Annotated in this window: 17 protein-coding genes, 1 tRNA gene and 1 pseudogene; 10 read left to right on the top strand and 9 right to left on the bottom strand. The window is 68.6% G+C overall.

The annotated features are described in order from the left end of the window. Positions 1 to 44: 44 nt before the first annotated feature. The 6 genes from ACZ7SW_RS39345 to ACZ7SW_RS39320 all read left to right on the top strand — a co-directional run bounded on the left by ACZ7SW_RS39345 (position 45) and on the right by ACZ7SW_RS39320 (position 4,127). Positions 45 to 1,160 carry a hypothetical protein gene (locus tag ACZ7SW_RS39345; RefSeq protein WP_470235450.1) on the top strand — a complete coding sequence of 372 codons (1,116 nt, stop codon included), beginning with the start codon at positions 45 to 47 and terminating at the stop codon, positions 1,158 to 1,160. 113 nt (positions 1,161 to 1,273) lie between these two features. Then, entirely contained in the window at positions 1,274 to 1,645 is a 372-nt protein-coding gene (locus ACZ7SW_RS39340; protein ID WP_470235449.1) for a cupin domain-containing protein, read from the top strand. Positions 1,646 to 1,748: 103 nt separating this feature from the next. Continuing rightward, on the top strand, positions 1,749 to 1,931 hold the full coding sequence (locus ACZ7SW_RS39335) for a hypothetical protein (protein ID WP_470235448.1): 183 nt from the start codon (positions 1,749 to 1,751) through the stop codon (positions 1,929 to 1,931). Positions 1,932 to 2,047: 116 nt separating this feature from the next. Beyond that, positions 2,048 to 3,004: a 3-oxoacyl-[acyl-carrier-protein] synthase III C-terminal domain-containing protein gene (locus ACZ7SW_RS39330; RefSeq protein WP_470235447.1), complete on the top strand. Its 957-nt coding sequence runs from the start codon at positions 2,048 to 2,050 to the stop codon at positions 3,002 to 3,004. A gap of 66 nt (positions 3,005 to 3,070) precedes the next feature. Beyond that, positions 3,071 to 3,865 carry a helix-turn-helix domain-containing protein gene (locus ACZ7SW_RS39325; RefSeq protein ID WP_470235446.1) on the top strand — a complete coding sequence of 265 codons (795 nt, stop codon included), beginning with the start codon at positions 3,071 to 3,073 and terminating at the stop codon, positions 3,863 to 3,865. Further along, on the top strand, positions 3,852 to 4,127 hold the full coding sequence (locus ACZ7SW_RS39320; protein ID WP_470235445.1) for a hypothetical protein: 276 nt from the start codon (positions 3,852 to 3,854) through the stop codon (positions 4,125 to 4,127). The genes ACZ7SW_RS39325 and ACZ7SW_RS39320 overlap by 14 nt, the downstream gene beginning before the upstream one ends. Positions 4,128 to 4,139: 12 nt before the next feature. Here the strand turns inward: ACZ7SW_RS39320 and ACZ7SW_RS39315 are convergent, their stop codons facing one another. Both ACZ7SW_RS39315 and ACZ7SW_RS39310 read right to left on the bottom strand, forming a co-directional pair. After that, positions 4,140 to 5,123 (bottom strand): tyrosine-type recombinase/integrase, encoded by a 984-nt coding sequence (locus ACZ7SW_RS39315; protein WP_470235444.1) that lies wholly within the window; start codon positions 5,121 to 5,123, stop codon positions 4,140 to 4,142. A gap of 134 nt (positions 5,124 to 5,257) precedes the next feature. Beyond that, positions 5,258 to 5,331, bottom strand: a tRNA-Ile gene (locus ACZ7SW_RS39310). A 153-nt stretch (positions 5,332 to 5,484) separates the two neighbouring features. Between ACZ7SW_RS39310 and ACZ7SW_RS39305 the strand changes: the two genes are divergently transcribed. Then, a complete protein-coding gene (locus ACZ7SW_RS39305; protein ID WP_470235443.1) occupies positions 5,485 to 5,745 on the top strand; it encodes a hypothetical protein in 261 nt (86 codons plus the stop codon). Between the two features lie 17 nt (positions 5,746 to 5,762). Here the strand turns inward: ACZ7SW_RS39305 and ACZ7SW_RS39300 are convergent, their stop codons facing one another. Beyond that, entirely contained in the window at positions 5,763 to 6,371 is a 609-nt protein-coding gene (locus tag ACZ7SW_RS39300; protein WP_470235442.1) for a TetR/AcrR family transcriptional regulator, read from the bottom strand. 45 nt (positions 6,372 to 6,416) lie between these two features. Here ACZ7SW_RS39300 and ACZ7SW_RS39295 point away from each other — a divergent pair, with 45 nt between their 5' ends. After that, complete coding sequence (locus ACZ7SW_RS39295) at positions 6,417 to 6,866, top strand: SRPBCC family protein (RefSeq protein WP_470235441.1); 450 nt, start codon at positions 6,417 to 6,419, stop codon at positions 6,864 to 6,866. A 43-nt stretch (positions 6,867 to 6,909) separates the two neighbouring features. Here the strand turns inward: ACZ7SW_RS39295 and infA are convergent, their stop codons facing one another. The 5 genes from infA to ACZ7SW_RS39270 all read right to left on the bottom strand — a co-directional run bounded on the left by infA (position 6,910) and on the right by ACZ7SW_RS39270 (position 9,309). After that, positions 6,910 to 7,131 (bottom strand): translation initiation factor IF-1, encoded by a 222-nt coding sequence (infA, locus tag ACZ7SW_RS39290; protein WP_116202922.1) that lies wholly within the window; start codon positions 7,129 to 7,131, stop codon positions 6,910 to 6,912. Beyond that, entirely contained in the window at positions 7,121 to 7,909 is a 789-nt protein-coding gene (locus tag ACZ7SW_RS39285) for a GNAT family N-acetyltransferase (protein ID WP_470235440.1), read from the bottom strand. The genes infA and ACZ7SW_RS39285 overlap by 11 nt, the downstream gene beginning before the upstream one ends. Before the next feature lie 185 nt (positions 7,910 to 8,094). Next, on the bottom strand, positions 8,095 to 8,661 hold the full coding sequence (locus ACZ7SW_RS39280) for a zinc-binding dehydrogenase (protein ID WP_470235439.1): 567 nt from the start codon (positions 8,659 to 8,661) through the stop codon (positions 8,095 to 8,097). A 109-nt stretch (positions 8,662 to 8,770) separates the two neighbouring features. Next, entirely contained in the window at positions 8,771 to 9,025 is a 255-nt protein-coding gene (locus ACZ7SW_RS39275; RefSeq protein WP_470235438.1) for an alcohol dehydrogenase catalytic domain-containing protein, read from the bottom strand. Next, on the bottom strand, positions 9,025 to 9,309 hold the full coding sequence (locus tag ACZ7SW_RS39270; protein WP_470235437.1) for a thioredoxin domain-containing protein: 285 nt from the start codon (positions 9,307 to 9,309) through the stop codon (positions 9,025 to 9,027). The genes ACZ7SW_RS39275 and ACZ7SW_RS39270 overlap by 1 nt, the downstream gene beginning before the upstream one ends. A gap of 94 nt (positions 9,310 to 9,403) precedes the next feature. On the opposite strand from ACZ7SW_RS39270, the pseudogene soxR reads away from it, so the two are divergent. Continuing rightward, positions 9,404 to 9,840, top strand: a pseudogene (gene soxR, locus ACZ7SW_RS39265) (redox-sensitive transcriptional activator SoxR). A 143-nt stretch (positions 9,841 to 9,983) separates the two neighbouring features. On the opposite strand, the gene ACZ7SW_RS39260 reads toward soxR, so the two are convergent. Then, positions 9,984 to 12,236: an ATP-binding cassette domain-containing protein gene (locus tag ACZ7SW_RS39260; RefSeq protein ID WP_470235436.1), complete on the bottom strand. Its 2,253-nt coding sequence runs from the start codon at positions 12,234 to 12,236 to the stop codon at positions 9,984 to 9,986. Positions 12,237 to 12,888: 652 nt separating this feature from the next. Between ACZ7SW_RS39260 and ACZ7SW_RS39255 the strand changes: the two genes are divergently transcribed. Further along, positions 12,889 to 13,995 carry an aldo/keto reductase gene (locus ACZ7SW_RS39255; protein ID WP_470235435.1) on the top strand — a complete coding sequence of 369 codons (1,107 nt, stop codon included), beginning with the start codon at positions 12,889 to 12,891 and terminating at the stop codon, positions 13,993 to 13,995. The last annotated feature ends 1,103 nt before the right edge of the window (positions 13,996 to 15,098 follow it).

Raw genomic sequence — 15,098 nt, 5'->3', positions numbered from 1 at the left:
CCTCCCCGTCACCCGCAGATCAAAACGCCCTCGGGAGGACACGCATGACCGCCACACAACCCGAAGCACAGACCACCACTGCCGACAGCACGCCCCGCGCCATCCACTTCGTCGGCTCCCTGCCGCCGCAACTGGCGCCAACTCCGCAAGCCGGCATGCAGTGGATGCTCGACCAGACCCGTGGCCACACCCTCGCCACGCTCCCCTGCGACGCCGACCCACGATGGATCGTCGACTGGCTCTACGCCCTCGAGAACGTCGACGCCCTCGAACCCGTCCGCACCGGCGACGCCACCGGCTACGACGACTACCCCCGCTACCGCATCGCGCCCGGTCACCACCTCGCTCCCGAAGACATGTCCCTCCGCCGCGCCAGCCACACCTCCACCGTCATGGCCGCCCGCCGCTCCCTCGACAGCCCCTCCGAACTGCCTCCCGCGCAAGTCTCGATCCCCGGCCCGCTCGACCTGGCCTACATCTGCTTCGGCGCCCCGTTCCGCACCCTCGCCAACCTCGGCGTCCTCCGCCAGGCACTGCTCGACGACATCGACGACATCCACCGCCGATGGGGCAACGAGATCGTCTTCCAGCTCGAAACCCCGGCCACCCTCACCCTCCTCGACCGCGTGCCCCGCTCCATGCAATCCGCCGCCGCCGGGCTGCTCGCCGAACAGATCACCCGCATAATCCGCGACAGCCCTCGCGACGCGACCTGGATCGTCCACCTCTGCCACGGCGACCTCAACCACGAACCGCTCGTCACCCCGCCGACCCTCGCCCTCGCCGTCCGCGTCATCCGAGCCCTCCACCGCCAACTGACCCAGCTCCAGCTGCCCATCCCGCGCATGCACATCCCCATGTGCACCGGGACAAGCGCCCCCTCCACCAACGCCGCCTACTACCGCGCCCTCCGCCGACTCCCCGACGACGTCGAGATCATCGCCGGACTCGTCGACGAACACCACAAACCCGAATCAGCCCGAGCCCTCGAACTCGCCGAGAACGCCCTCGGACGCCCGATCACCGCCGTCGCCGCAGCCTGCGGCCACGGCCGCCGCACCCCCAAAGACTCCGAAGCCAACACCGCGCTTGCCCGCAACCTCGCTGACACGCCTCACCGCCGATTCGCGCGCCATCACAAGGCCGGGAGGACTGCATGACCGAGCCACAATTCGCTGTGCATTGCCGCCCCCGTGGTGCCGAGACCAGACCGTTGCCCGATGGAGGGCTGGCCACCCATCTTCTCTACGCACCAACAGTTCCGGTCGAGAGAATGTCCGCGACGCGGGTCCTTCTTCCGGGCGGCCGCATCCTGCCGCCGCAACGGCATCGCACAGCCGAGAGCGCCTTGGTCATGCTCAGCGGGTACGCCGCCGTCCTGTCCGGCCCGACCATGGCCGCGGCTCTGCCCGCAATAGGCGACCTCATCTACATTCCCGTCGGAGTGCCTTACGCCGTGGTCAACCTCAGTCGTAATGCCGCTGTCCTGCTGCTGGCGATCACCACGGACCCGGACTTCGACGTCGGAACAGTCGCGGCCGATGAGCATTCGAACAGTGTCGCGGATCGCGCCGTCGCCCTGCGTGCAGAACACCTCGAGCGGATCACCCAGCGCCGGGCGAGCAACCCACGCCGACGCCGCTGACAACAACAGCCGCTCCCACGACCGGCACACTCTGCCCCGCCCTCCCCTCCCTCCAGCGCTGACAAACGTGCCGCCAGCGCAAGAGCCCGCCAGGGAGGAAGCCGTGCGGACCCTGATCCTGCGTGCCGCCCGCGAACTTCTCACCGCTCAATCCCAGCCCGGCCTGCCGACTGTCAGCCTTGACGAAGTCGCGGCCCAGGCAGGCATCACCCGCAGTCAACTTCGCGCCTACTACACCTCGATGGCCGCAATCGAAGCCGACTTGCGTGCAGAGGAACGCTCATGAGGTGGCCGTCGCTCCACGTCCGAGGCATCGGCGCAGCCCTCGGCGAACTTGCACCTGTAGATCAAGGCCATCCGACTGGACAGCAATCCATCTCAGTCGCGCAGCGCACAACAGGCATGGATCTTGCTGTCCAAGCGGGCACTGCCGCGCTCTCCGCATTGGCGCAGGTCACCAACGGGCCGCTCCCTGTGCCCGAACTGCATCTGCACAGCGCCATCTGGCGCGGCAGCCGCGGCATCGACTTCTGGTCGCGCGCCAGCTACATCCGCGCCAAGCTCGGTCTCCCCGCCGGTCCTGGCATCACCGCGGAGCTCAACGCGATGTCGAATTCGCTCGTCGGCGGCATCGACCTCGGTGCACGCATCCTCACCGGCAGCCACGACATCCACCACCTCATGCTCACCGGCGGAGAAGTGTTCGGTCCGCCAGCTTTCGACCACCTCACCGCCGACCACGGCATCGCATACGGGGACGGCGGTTCAGCACTCATCCTCGGCGACCGCCCCGGACTTGCGCGGGTCCTGGCCACCGCGTCCTACGCCGATCCCAGTCTGGAACAGCTCCACCGCGGGCACCACCGATTCCTTCCCGCCGGAACCATCGAATCCGGTCCGGAACGCGTCCGCGAACGCAAACTCCAGTACGTCACTGCGGTCGGCGCGGACTCGATCAGGACCCGCAATGCCCGAGGCATCCGCGCGGTCATGGACCGTGCGCTGACCGACGCATGCGTGCCGCTTGATCAGCTGGTTTGGACCCTCCTGCCGCACTATGGACGCCACCTGCTCGACACCCACTGTCTCCGCCCGCTCGGCATCCCCGCTGAACGCACGCTGCACGACGTCGGCAGTCAATGGGGACACCTAGGCCCCAATGATCAGATCGTCGGTCTCACGCACGTGCTCGCACGAGACGCGGTCCAGCCTGGCGACCACGTCGCCCTCGTCGGTGTAGGCGTCGGCATGACCTGGACCGCGGCGATCATCCGAATCGAACGCGTGCCCAGTTCAATCCGAGCACAAGCGCCCCCGCTCAGAACGCCCTGGCGGAGGGAAATTCCTCAATCCGCCTAACCCAGCTGCGTGCGGCAACAGCACAGTCCCGCACGCAGTCCAAACGCGACCGCGAGCAGGCAAGCCATGAGCATCGAAGCAATCAACTGGGCGCTTAGACACGCCCCCATCCCCGTGGACCGGCGTGATTCGTCAAGCCTCGCCGTCGTCTTGATCGGCCTGGCCAATCACGCCGACCCGGACGGTCGCAACGCGTTCCCGTCTCTGACCACCCTCGCCGGATACACCCGTCTCTCGGAACGCTCGGTCCGCTACGCCCTCCGAGGTCTGGAGAAGCTCGGCCTCATCGCCCCCGCCGACCCCCGAATCGTCGCAGCCCACGTACAGCGCGCCGACCGTCGGCCCAACGGCTACGACCTGCGCATGACGACGCCAGAGCGGATCGACAGCTCCGACCGGACCGCAGGCGACGAACACCCAGCCTCCAGCCAGGGGCAGGCACTGCCGCCCGCAGAACAGCACGGGGGGCAAAACGCGACCGAACGGGCGGCAAACAATGGCCCGGCGAGGGGCAAACCCTGCCGCCAAACCATCCATGAACCGTCAATAAACCATCCGGTCTCGCGCGAGGCGATCCGCATTCCACCGCCCTGCGGCCACTGCGACGCACGCCCCGGCGACCCGGTAGCCACCCGCTCCACCACCGACCACAACGGCGACGTCCGACGCTGTCCGAACTGCCACCCGGCCGAAATACTGCGCAGCACAAGCGAAATCTATTCGACCGGCAAGGCGGTCTCCCTTCCCGCACGGCATCTGCTTCGCCCACGAAGCAGGCCTTCGAACCGCGCCGACGTCAACGTCGCTTGCCCTTCCCCAGCTTCTTCCGCACCAACTGGAGGGCCAGATGGGCAGCTATGAAACAGAGAACCAAGGGCTGACCCCTGCTCAACGGTCCATGCGAGCGCGCGCCGCCGCGCATGTGTCCTGGTCGCGTACCACCGACCGAGCAGCACGGACCGCGCCGGCGCGGAAAGCCGCGCTCGATCGATTCGAGCGGATGGTGGATCCAGAAGGCGTCATGGACGACGCGACGCGGCAGAAGCAAGCATTGGCAGCCAAACGCGCATACTTCCAAAAGCTGGCCTACCGCAGCTCTCGGGCACGCGGACGTCACCGCTGAGCCCACTGACGGTTAGAGCAGCGACTCGACGAGGTTCAGCTTCCGGTGCGCCTCCTGCGCCCGCTCGTCCGCCGCCGAAGCCCCGTACCGGTCAAGCATCTGGCGGGTGCGCCAGCCCGCGATCCGCATGATCGCTTCGTCGCTCATGCCCGCCAGCTTGCACCGGTGCGCCCAGGTGTGGCGGAAGAGGTGCGGGAACACCGGTCTGATGCCAGCTTGCTCCGCGCGACGGTCGAGCATCGACCTGATTCCCCACTCGGTCATCGGGCGGGAGCGACCTAGCCACGCCGCGGTCGTGCGCCTGCCGTAAGGATGGCGTGCACGGGCACGGAAGTAGCGTCTGAGCGCCTCCGCCGTCGCCGGGTTGAAAGGCACGTCGCGCGCGCGGCGGCCCTTCCCCAGAACGCGTATCACGTCGACATCGAAATCGAAACTCCCGCGGTCCTGCTCCGCCGGGTTCGCCACGCACAACGGGGCGAGTTCGCCGATCCGGACTCCGCAGTCGATCAGCACCAACATAATCGCCCGGTCCCGGAGTTCGGCGAAACCCTTCCCTTTTGTAGTGTCGAGCAGCGACTTCAGTTCAGAACCACGCAGAACCGCCGGAGGATCGTCCGAGACGTGGGGCACCTCCATTTTGTAAAACGGAGACATGTCGACGATCTCTTCCACATCGTCGAGCCAGCGCCAGAACTGTTGCAGGTGCCGATACTGCTTCGCGATATAGCTGTGCGACAGCGACTCGCCGGTGCGGAAATTCGGACGCTGGCGGAGGTATTCGAAATACCGCTCCAGCTCCCGTCGCCCGATTTCCGGGGCGAGCATTGAGAGGTCTTCGTCGTCGAGGTAGTTGACCAGCATGGCCACGCTGTCGAGGTACGCGTCGATCGTCGAGTCGGCGCGGTTCTTGGCCCTCAGATGCGTTCTCCAGTCCGGGACGAGCTCCCGGATGTCATCGGGCTCGAGCACCTCCACGGGTGCCTCAACAGCGGTCATGGAATCAGTCGTACTCGAAAGATCCCTTGGGTTACCAGCGCTGTGCTCGTCTCCAGCGCCTCCGCGAGACCTCGTCTCAAGATCGTTTTCGAGGCTGTTTCCCCAGGTCAGACCCTACGCAAAGGGTGGCAGAGTGGGCCGGGTCGGGCTCGAACCGACGGCCAAGGGATTATGAGTCCCCTGCTCTAACCAACTGAGCTACCGGCCCCTGGGTTCGCTTCCGCAGGTCGATCCCCCCAGTTCAGGTCAACTTAGCACAGGGCCCGCGCGGGCCGGGGGCGTAGGCCGATCGGGTCGGGAACCCTCGCGGGGGCCTCCGGTCGCCTACATTGCTGGAGTCGGGTCCCGAGAGGAGACCGCCATGCACATCCCCGGACGGGTTCCGCTCGCGCTCCTCGACGCTCTCGCCGCCGGGCTCGGGCTGGGTTATCTCGCCCGCGACTACCGGGACGCCCTGGTCTCGCACGGGCCGGTCCTGTCGATCGCGCTGGTTGTCGGGATTGCGGTAATCGTGGTGGCACACCGGGGATACCGTGCGCTTCGCAGTGCGAACACCCGTCTGGACGCGATAATCGCGGACGAGCTGGCGCGGCGCAAACCCTCGCCGCGACCTCGTCGATGACGCGGAATCCGTTGCGGTTACGTGGGAAAATGAGCAACGCCTCCTAGCTCGGCAATGGCGACGTACAGGCCTGGCGCGAGCGTCTCGGCAAGACCGCCCGGCGGTATTGCCTCGCGCAAGAGGTGCAGCCAGGCGAAAACTGAACCGAGAAGCATCGCGTGCACTACGGGCACCTCGGGGCGTCGAACCAGCTCGCCGCGGTTGACTGCGCGGTCGAGCACCTCTGCCAGATAAGCCCGTTCCCGCACCAGGAACAGCTCGCCGATCCGGGCTGTGGGCGCGTCGTCGGCGCGCAGGTCGGCGAGCAGGCCCGGCAACGCGTTTCGCACCTGCGGTCCGTCCAAAGCGGACTGAATGGCGGCGAGAACGCCCGCCACGTCACCGCGCAAGGTGCCGGTGTCGGGCGGCGGTGCCAGTGCGTCGTCGTGCACGACGGCCGCGAAGACGAGTTCCGCCTTCGACTTCCAGCGCCGGTAGAGCGCCGCCTTGCCGACCCCGGCGCGCGCGGCGATCGCGTCGACCGTGCACCGCTGGTAGCCGACCTCCTCCAGCAGTTCGTTGACCGCGGCCCGCACCGCCTCGTCGATCCCCTGTTCCCGCGGCCGTCCGCGCCGGGTGTGCGTCATGGAGCACAGTTTACGAGACTGACAGTTCCGTATATCTTCGGGGGCATGACTTGGGACAGAACCTCCGCCCGGAGCCTCGCCGTCGACCCGGCCGCGCTCTGGGACGTCCTCGCCGACGTCGAGAACTGGCCGCGCTGGGACCCGGACGTCGCGCGCGTCGAACTGCACGGGCCGATCGCGGCCGGGTCGACCGGATTCCTTTACCCCACCGGCGGAATCCGCGGCCGCGTGCACGCGAGAATCGCGCAGGACTTCACCTTCACCGGCTGGCGGCCCGGGCACGAGATCCGGCTCCGCCAGCCGGTTCCGCTGGGGCGGATGGACCTCGGCCTGAGCGTCGCGGCCGTCCCCGGCGGCGCCGAACTGACCCAGCACCTCGTCCTCGACACCCCGCTGCGGGCGGTGATGGTGCGGATCATCTGCGGCGACATCGTGGCGAACTTCGACCGGAAATGCGCCGCGCTGACCCGGCTCGCCACCGCGAAAACGAGCTGACCGGCTCCCGCGGTCCCGGCGCGGACCGCAGGAGCCGGTCAAGCTAGTTCCGGTACCGGAACAGGATCCGGCCCCGGTCGAGGTCGTACGGGCTCAGCTCCACCAGAACCCGGTCGTACGGCACGATCTTGATGAAGTTCTTCCTGATCTTGCCGCTGATGTGGGCCAGCACGTGGTGCCCGTTCGCCAGTTCGACGGTGAACCGGGCGTCGCGCAGGCACTCGACCACGGTTCCTTCCACTTCGATCCCGCCTTTACCGGCCATCGCGCATCAGCTCCACCGTGCTGTTCGCCCGCCGCGCGCCGATGCCCTCGAACAGGGCCGTCGCCGCCGCGTTGGACTCGTTGACCTCGGCCGACGCCGTCTTGATCCCCGCACGGCGCAGGACGCCGAGCGTATGGAGCAGCAACCCGCGCGCGATGCCGCGGCGTTGCCGGTCCGCACGGACGGCGATGAGCCCGATCCGGGGCAGCCGCGTCACCTGAACCACGCGGACCAGGCCCACGTATTCGCCGTCCTCGACAGCCACGGCGTACTTCGACGGATCCACAACAGTGTCGCCAGCCGGGCGCGGCAGCACCTCGGCTGGCATTTCCGACCAGCCGACGGTCGCCTCGACCTCGGCGCGGACGACACGGTCCAGCTCGCGCAACGGACCCTCTTCAGCGGAACCGGCAGGCACGAGCGTGACGCCAAGCGGGACAACCGGCTCGGTGCCGCGCGGATCGGTAGGCACGACGTACTCCCATTCGCGCCGGCGGATCGTCAAACCGACCTGTTGCCAGCCGTCCAGCACTTCGTGGTCGGTCTCGTCGACCACGGTGTGGAGGGGCTCCGGCAGCGCTGCCAGCATTTCGCGGGCGAGCTGGTCGAAGACGGAGCGATGCCAGGCGTCGACGCTCAGGAAAACCCGCCCGTCGGGCCGCGTGGTGGCCTCGCCGCGACCGGCCAGCCTGCCGTCGTCCAGCGCCTGCCACAGTCCGGGTTCGACCCGGGTGATGCTCACCGCGGGCTCGCCCTCGGTGAAACGCACAGTGTCCATGATGGTCACCTTTCGGAGTGCCTTCAGCTCAAGGCGCTCCTGGCAACCCCTACGTCAGTCGCCCGACCGTGACGACACGGGGAGCACCCACATCGAAACAGCGTTCATGGGGCTCACCTCCCGGTGTCGAGTCACGGTCGGGGCGAACCATAACGGCGCCTTATGCCCCCGTCCACCGATTTAATTCAGCCGATCCGCAGCACCACCTTGCCGCGACCGTGCCCGGCGGCTACCTCGCGATGGGCGCTCGCGGCGGCGTCGAGCGGATACTCCGCCCGTACGGTGACCCGCAGTTCGCCTCCTGCGCACAGGTCGAGAAGTTCGCGGAGCCGCCGGGTGGATCGGTCGCTGGTGATCCACTGCGCGCCGAGTTCCGCGGTCAACACCGGCTCCACAATGGACCCGATCCGGCCACGATCAGCCACGATTTCCGCCGCGGTGGGAAGGTTTCCGTGCCCGGCCGTGTCGAAAGCGAGGCCTATACCGTCCGGAGCGGCTTCCCGCACGCGAGCTAGCTCGCCTTCGCCGTATATCACTGGTATGGCACCAAGTGCGCGGAGATATTCCTGGTTCTGCGCACTGCCGGTCCCGATCACCCGCAGACCGCGATGGCGCGCCAGCTGGACTGCCATCGAGCCGACGCCACCAGCCGCGCCGTGAATCAGGATCGTCTCACCGGACCGTGCGCCGAGCCGTTCCAACGCGGTATGCGCCGTCTGCCCGGAAGCAGACAACGCTCCGCCGTCAGCCAATCGACCTTCTCCGGTTTGAGCGTCGCTTGGCTGGCTGGCACGGCGACGTACTCGGCGTAGCAGCCCAGCGATCGAAACCCGGCAATCTGTTGACCTGTCTCGAATTCGGTCACCCCGTGCCGACTTGAACGATCGTCCCAGCGAACTCGTTGCCCAGAATCTGCGGGAATTCGATAGTCGCCCCCGGTGGCGTCCAGCCGTCCCGGATCGCGACGTCGGTCGGCTGAACGCCAGCAGCTTCGACGCGCACCAGCAGCTGTCCCGGCCCCGCGACCGGCGTCGGCAACTGGTGAACGGTCAGCCGTTCAGCAGGTCCGAACTCGTCAATCGCGGCAGCACGCATCACAGCCGGAATCCCGGACATCACGCCACCGCCTTCGCTGCCGACCGAACGAATTCCGTCAATTCCGCGACGCTTTGTGCCCCGGCGACAACGCGGCTGCCATGCACGACTGTCGGCACGGAATTGATCCCGCGCACTTGTTCTTCTTCGTGATCCGCTTGTACTTCCGCGGCGTAGTCCTCATTATCCCTGAGCGCGAACACCTCGTCGCGCTGCAATTCGAGCGCCGCGGTATCCATGCGAATCGTCAGCTCGTCCGCGCGCCCCGCCTGCTCGATCCGGTCCCGGCGCCGCCCCCATTCCACAACCGCGGCCTCAGCGATCCGCCGCCGCTTGCCGGGCGGTGCTCACAGTGGACTTCATCAAGCGGACTTGATGTCAAGCACGGAAAGAGCTGCCATGCCCCAGATCACGCGCGAGGTCGTCTGGCTGAAGCCGGGACAGATCGCCGAACGCGCCGGCGTGAGCGTCCCGACGCTGCACTATTACGAGAGCCGCGGGCTCATCGCGAGCAGGCGAACAAGCGGCAACCGGCGCGAGTACCGCCGCGACCCGCTGCGCAGACCGCGCAGCGGGTCGGGGTGTCGCAGGAGGAGATCAAGGACGCGCTCGCCGAACTGCCGGACCGCCGCATCCCCACCAAACGCGACTGGGCCCGCTTCTCCCGCCGCCGGCACGACCGCCTCACCGCCCGGATCGAGGAACTGGCCGCGCTGCGAGACCGCTTCACCGACTGCATCGGCTGCGGCTGCCTGTCGCTGAAGTCCTGCCCTTACTCGAATCCGGACGACGTTCTCGGGCAGGGCGGCGCGGGGGCGCGCCGGTTCCCGCATTAGCCGCGCTCCCCCACGTCACGCCCCATGGGTCGCTTGGGCTGTGAGGGGAACCCTGAGGGAATCAGTGTCCCTGAAGGTGGCCCTCACGGAACCAACGGGCGGCGGCAGCGTGAGCACCAGACCCTCGTCCCGGCGGGCCGCCGCTATCCGCCGAGCGCCGCCCGGAAATACCGTCCCGTCGCCCCGTCGTGCTCAGCGAGCCCCTTCGGCGTGCCGGTGTAGAGCACCTGGCCGCCGTTCTCACCCGCGCCGGGGCCGAGGTCGAGCACCCAGTCCGCCGCGGCGACCACGTGCAGCGAATGCTCGACCACGACGAGCGTGCGGCCTTCGTCGACGAGCCGGTCCAGCAGCGCCACCATCCGCGTCGTATCGCTGGGATGCAGGCCCGCGGTGGGTTCGTCGACGAGCAGGTCGTCGCTGGTCGAGTCGAGCTGGCGGGCGAGTTTCAGCCGCTGCCGCTCGCCGCCGGAAAGCGTGTCGAGCGTACGGCCGCTCGCCAGGTGCCCGAGCCCCAGTTCGCCGAGCAGCGCGGCCAGCCGGACCACGTCCGGATGCGGCACGTACCGTGCCAGCGCCGACACCGGCGTGCCCAGCACCTCCAGCACAGTCCGCCCTTCGAGCCGCGTTTCCAGTGCCTCGGCCCGGAATCCGGTCGCGTCGCACTCCTCGCAGGGGGTGTCGACGTCCTCCAGGAAGGCCAGATCGGTCCGCCGGACGCCGGTGCCGCGACAGGCCGGGCACCCGCCCTGCGAGCGCGGGTTGAACAGCCTCGGCGACTCGCCGCTCACCTCCGCGAACGCGCGCTGGACCGGATCCGCCAGCCCGAGCCAGGTGCCGACCGTCGAGCGCGCCGTCGCGACGATCTGGCTCTGGTCGACGACGGTGAACCGCGGGTGCCGCTCGGCGAGTTCGCCGGCCAGCGTCGACTTCCCGGAGCCGGCCACCCCGGTGATCACCGTGAGCACGCCCGTCGGCACATCGACGTCGATGTCGCGCAGAGTGTGCCGGTCCAGCCCGCGCAACGGCAGCCAGCCGGTCGGTTCCCGCAGCGTGTCCTTGAGCCGAACCCCCGTGCGCAACGCCCGCGCGGTCGTCGTGTCCGCCTTCCGCAACTCCGCCGGCGAACCGTGAAACACCACGCGTCCACCGGCTTCCCCCGCTCCCGGGCCCAAGTCGATCACGTGGTCCGCGGCCACCATCACAGCTTCGTGGTGATCCACCACCAGCACCGTGTTGCCGTGATCACGCAGCCGCCGTAATACGTCAACGAGGGACGCGACATCGGCCGGATGCAGCCCGTCCGTCGGTTCGTCGAGCACGTAGGTGAGGTCGGTGAGGCTCGACCCCAAGTGCCGCACCAGCTTCAGCCGCTGCGATTCGCCGCCGGACAACGTCGGCGTCGCGCGGTAACAGTGCAGATGGCCGAGACCGAGCGTGATCATCGATTCCAGCCGCAACCGCAGCGCCGCCACCAGCGGACGCGCCCACTCGTGCGCGACTCCGGCGCAGAATTCCAGCAGTCCCGCCGCGTCGCGATACCCGAGGTCCACAATGGACACCCCGTTGATCCGGCTCTCCCGGGCGGCCGGAGCGAGCCTGCTGCCGCCGCAGTCCGGGCACGGCCGCTGCCGGGTCACGTCGGCCAGCGCCGCCCGCACCGCAGGTCCCATCTTGGCCTCGCGTTCGACCAGCAGCCGCCGGATCCGCGGCACCATCGACTGGTACTTGGCGCTGGCCGGGAAGCGGGGCAACGGATTCGGCGGCTTCTGCGTCGGCCCGTGCAGCAGGAACTGCACCAGTTCCTCAGGCCACTCCCGCAACGGCAGATCGTTGTCGAAGAATCCTGAGTAGACATAGCGCTTCCAGATCCAGCTGTCGACCGCGAAGCTGGGGAAGACCATCGCCCCGTCGTTGAGCGAACGGCTGCGGTCGATCATCCGCTCGCCGTCGATGTCGGTGACCGTGCCGAGCCCCGCGCAAGCCGGGCACATGCCGGACGGATCGTTGAAGGAGTAGGCGGGCGAGTAGCCCGCGGACGGTTCTCCCAGGCGGGAGAACAACATCCGCAGCATCGTCCACACCTCGGTGGCGGTGCCGACCGTCGACCGCGAGTTAGTCCCGAGCGGCCGCTGATCCACCACGACGACGGTGGTCAGCCCGCTGAGCGAACTGGCCTCGGGAGCCGGATCGTGCGGCAGTTTGGTCCGGACGAACGCGGGCATCGTCGAGTAGAGCTGCCGCCGCGACTCGGCCGCCAGCGTCGCGAACGCCAGCGACGACTTGCCGGACCCGGAAACGCCGGTGACCGCGACCAGCTGGTGCTTCGGGATGTCGACGTCCACGTCGGCGAGGTTGTGCGTGCGCACGCCGCGGAGGCTGATCATGTTCGACGGCATGTTCCGCAGCTTACGTCCTGGTGGGGGTTCGGGCGGGGCGGGTTGCGGCGGGCGAGGTGAGCTGGGCCGCGGCTGGCGCGGCTCGGCTGGGTGGGTCGCGGCTGGACGGGGCGCAGTTCGGCGGGTTGCGGCTCGGCCGGTCGCGACTCGGCGGGGCACGGCAGGGTTGCTGCTGGGCCGATCGCGGTCGGGTTGCGGCTGGGCCGGTTACTACTCGGCGAGTAGCGGCTGCGTCGGCGGGCTCGGCGGGCAGGGGTTAGACGTGTAGCGGCTCGGCGGCTCACAGGCGGACGGAACAGGCGGTGTTCCTTCAGCGAAGTCATTGGTAGGCAAGGAAGCGAGAGCACTGCGGGGTGGATTATTCGGCGCGGAACATTCGGCTTGTCGCTCGCTTCAGCCGACACTTCTTTCGCTGGCGCTGCTACTCCGGTCCGCTTCGCGATCCGCTCGAGGTCGCCCGGCGTCGAGCGGCCCTTCACGGGTGCCAGTTTCTCCAGAACCCCGGCCTGCCGTGGCTGGTTCCCTGACAACCCCTACCCGCCTGCCCGACACCCTCAGATTTTGGACTTGCTGGTCCATTTTTCCGCGGGCACGCTGGCCGAGCCAGGCGGGCGCGGCCCGCGCGTGTTAGTGGAACGGAGCGAGGACCCCGATGTCTCTTGACCAGTATTACCTGCTCGGCCGGTCCGGATTGCGGGTCAGCAGGCTCGCGCTCGGCACGATGAATTTCGGCACCGACGGGTTCCACGCGGCCTACGGGAAGTCCGAGGAGCAGGCGCGGCCGATCTTTCGCAAGTACGTCGAGGAAGGCGGCAACTTCATCGACACCGCTGATTTCTACACCGCGGGCGAGAGCGAGCGGCTGCTCGGCAAGTTCATCGCCGAGACGGGAGACCGGGATCGGCTCGTGGTGACGTCGAAGTTCACCAACAGCGTCGACCCGGGCGATCCGAACGCGGGCGGCAACGGGCGCAAGCACATGATCCGGTCGGTGGAGGCGTCGCTGCGCCGGCTGGGCACCGATTATCTCGACCTGTTCCTGCTGCACACGTGGGACCGGATCACGCCGGTCGAGGAAGTGCTGCGAACATTCGACGATCTGGTGCGGGCGGGGAAGATCCGGTACGCCGGGCTGTCCGACGTGCCCGCGTGGTACGCCAGCCGCGCGCAGACACTCGCCGACGCGCATTCGCTGCCGCCGATGATCAGTCTTCAGCTGCCGTACTCGTTGATCGAGCGGACGATCGAGACCGAGCACGTCCCGGCGGGCCAGGAGCTGGGGCTGGGAATCACCGCGTGGAGCCCGCTCGGCAGCGGATTCCTGAGCGGCAAATATCGCAGCTCGTCAGAGGGGCTGAGCGGCGAAGGGCGGTTGACCGGCACCGGCGCGTCCGGGACCTGGACGGCGCGCCAGTGGGAGCTGCTGAAGACGCTCGAGACAGTCGCCGACGAGCTGAACGCGACGATGGCGCAGGTCGCGATCAACTGGGTGGCGACGCAGCCGGGCATCGCGTCGGCGATCGTCGGTGCGAGCAGCGCGGACCAGCTGGACGCGACGATGCACGCGCTCGACTTCACCCTGCCCGCCGACCTGCGCGACGCCCTGGACCGCGCGAGCGAGGTGCCGCCGGCCGGGCCGTACCGGATGTTCACGCCGGACTACCAGTCGTGGCTGGTCAACCCGGGCGCGAAGGTGGGCGACAAGCCGGAGGGCTATCGGCCGGCAGTGCGCAACTGGGTGCCGGCGGGGCAGCCGTGAACCGCGCGGGATTCCGCGCATTGTGAAGAATGATTTCCTCCGCCCTTTCTAAGATATAGCGCACCCCGGGGCTTGCCGCAAGCCCCGGGGGATGCCGCAGAATCGCTGCTCGTCCACGGAATTCGAGCTGTCGGGAGCGAGCGTGCGGTTGGCGCGGGCAAGATCAGGACTCGGGGCATGCGAGAAGACGGGCAGGGCGCTCCGCCGACGAGACGTCCACATGGCAGGAGCCAGCCCGCCCGCCACATCGGGACGGCTTGGCATACCCCGGCTCGGGGCTCGGTCCTCGCCGTCACGAGCCCCGCCTGCCCGGGGCCTCCGGCTCGCCTCGCCTGGGGACACGGCTCCGCTCGCCTGAGGACTCTGCTGCTCTGCCGCAGGACTCGGCTCAGCCCGCGTGCGGACTCGGCCGCCCTGCTGAGGGCCTGGCTCGGCTCGCCCTCTTGCACGCGGAGCGTGCGGGGGACTCGGCCGGCCCCCCGGGAAGTTGGCTCGGCTCGCCCGGAGACTCGGCTCAGCCCATCAGGGACTCGACCGCCTTGCCTGGGGACTCGGCTCAGCTGCCTTGCCCGGATCGGCTCAACCCGACTGGGGGCTCGGCTCGTCTTGGGACTCGGCTCACCTGGGAACTCCCCCGCCCGGCCCGGGAACTCAGCTCAACCCGACTGAGGACTCGGCCCAAGCTTGCCGCGCCCGGATCCTCAGTCCGCCTGGGGAACTCGGCTCGTCTCGTCCGAGGACTCCGCCACCCTGCCCGAGGACGCGGCTCAACCCGACTGAGGACTCCGCTCCCTTGGGGATTCCGCAGCCCCGCCCAGGGACTCGGCCCAGCCCACCCGGCGACTCGGCCCAGGCCCGCCTGAGGACTCGGCTCAGCCTGCCTGCCTGAGGACTCGGCTCACCTGGGAACTCCGCCGCCTAGCCCGGGAACTCAGCTCAGCCCGCCCGAGGACTCGACCCAAGCCCGCCGCTCCCGAACTCGCCAGCACCTAGACGTCCGCGACGAACCTGGCTCGCCGACAGCCGACAGCCGACACCCATCGACCCAGCCTCCCGCCGAGGCAAAAGCCGGAAAAGCAGCAGCCCAACCACGCCACTTGACA

This window comes from Amycolatopsis sp. NPDC114484 (assembly GCF_055633755.1).
The sequence above is the reverse complement of the archived record's forward strand: the minus strand, read 5'-3'. Positions and strand labels throughout refer to the sequence as shown.

Excerpts from the sequence above, each read along its gene's own strand:
- infA (WP_116202922.1), bottom strand. The coding sequence starts at position 7,131 with ATGGCCGGTAAAGGCGGGATCGAAGTGGAAGGAACCGTGGTCGAGTGC.
- ACZ7SW_RS39300 (WP_470235442.1), bottom strand. The coding sequence starts at position 6,371 with ATGACGCACACCCGGCGCGGACGGCCGCGGGAACAGGGGATCGACGAG.
- ACZ7SW_RS39315 (WP_470235444.1), bottom strand. The coding sequence starts at position 5,123 with ATGACCGCTGTTGAGGCACCCGTGGAGGTGCTCGAGCCCGATGACATC.
- ACZ7SW_RS39260 (WP_470235436.1), bottom strand. The coding sequence starts at position 12,236 with ATGCCGTCGAACATGATCAGCCTCCGCGGCGTGCGCACGCACAACCTC.
- ACZ7SW_RS39275 (WP_470235438.1), bottom strand. The coding sequence starts at position 9,025 with ATGTCCGGGATTCCGGCTGTGATGCGTGCTGCCGCGATTGACGAGTTC.
- ACZ7SW_RS39345 (WP_470235450.1), top strand. The coding sequence starts at position 45 with ATGACCGCCACACAACCCGAAGCACAGACCACCACTGCCGACAGCACG.
- ACZ7SW_RS39255 (WP_470235435.1), top strand. The coding sequence starts at position 12,889 with ATGTCTCTTGACCAGTATTACCTGCTCGGCCGGTCCGGATTGCGGGTC.
- ACZ7SW_RS39320 (WP_470235445.1), top strand. The coding sequence starts at position 3,852 with ATGGGCAGCTATGAAACAGAGAACCAAGGGCTGACCCCTGCTCAACGG.
- ACZ7SW_RS39295 (WP_470235441.1), top strand. The coding sequence starts at position 6,417 with ATGACTTGGGACAGAACCTCCGCCCGGAGCCTCGCCGTCGACCCGGCC.
- ACZ7SW_RS39340 (WP_470235449.1), top strand. The coding sequence starts at position 1,274 with ATGTCCGCGACGCGGGTCCTTCTTCCGGGCGGCCGCATCCTGCCGCCG.
- ACZ7SW_RS39330 (WP_470235447.1), top strand. The coding sequence starts at position 2,048 with ATGGATCTTGCTGTCCAAGCGGGCACTGCCGCGCTCTCCGCATTGGCG.
- ACZ7SW_RS39305 (WP_470235443.1), top strand. The coding sequence starts at position 5,485 with ATGCACATCCCCGGACGGGTTCCGCTCGCGCTCCTCGACGCTCTCGCC.
- ACZ7SW_RS39285 (WP_470235440.1), bottom strand. The coding sequence starts at position 7,909 with ATGGACACTGTGCGTTTCACCGAGGGCGAGCCCGCGGTGAGCATCACC.
- ACZ7SW_RS39325 (WP_470235446.1), top strand. The coding sequence starts at position 3,071 with ATGAGCATCGAAGCAATCAACTGGGCGCTTAGACACGCCCCCATCCCC.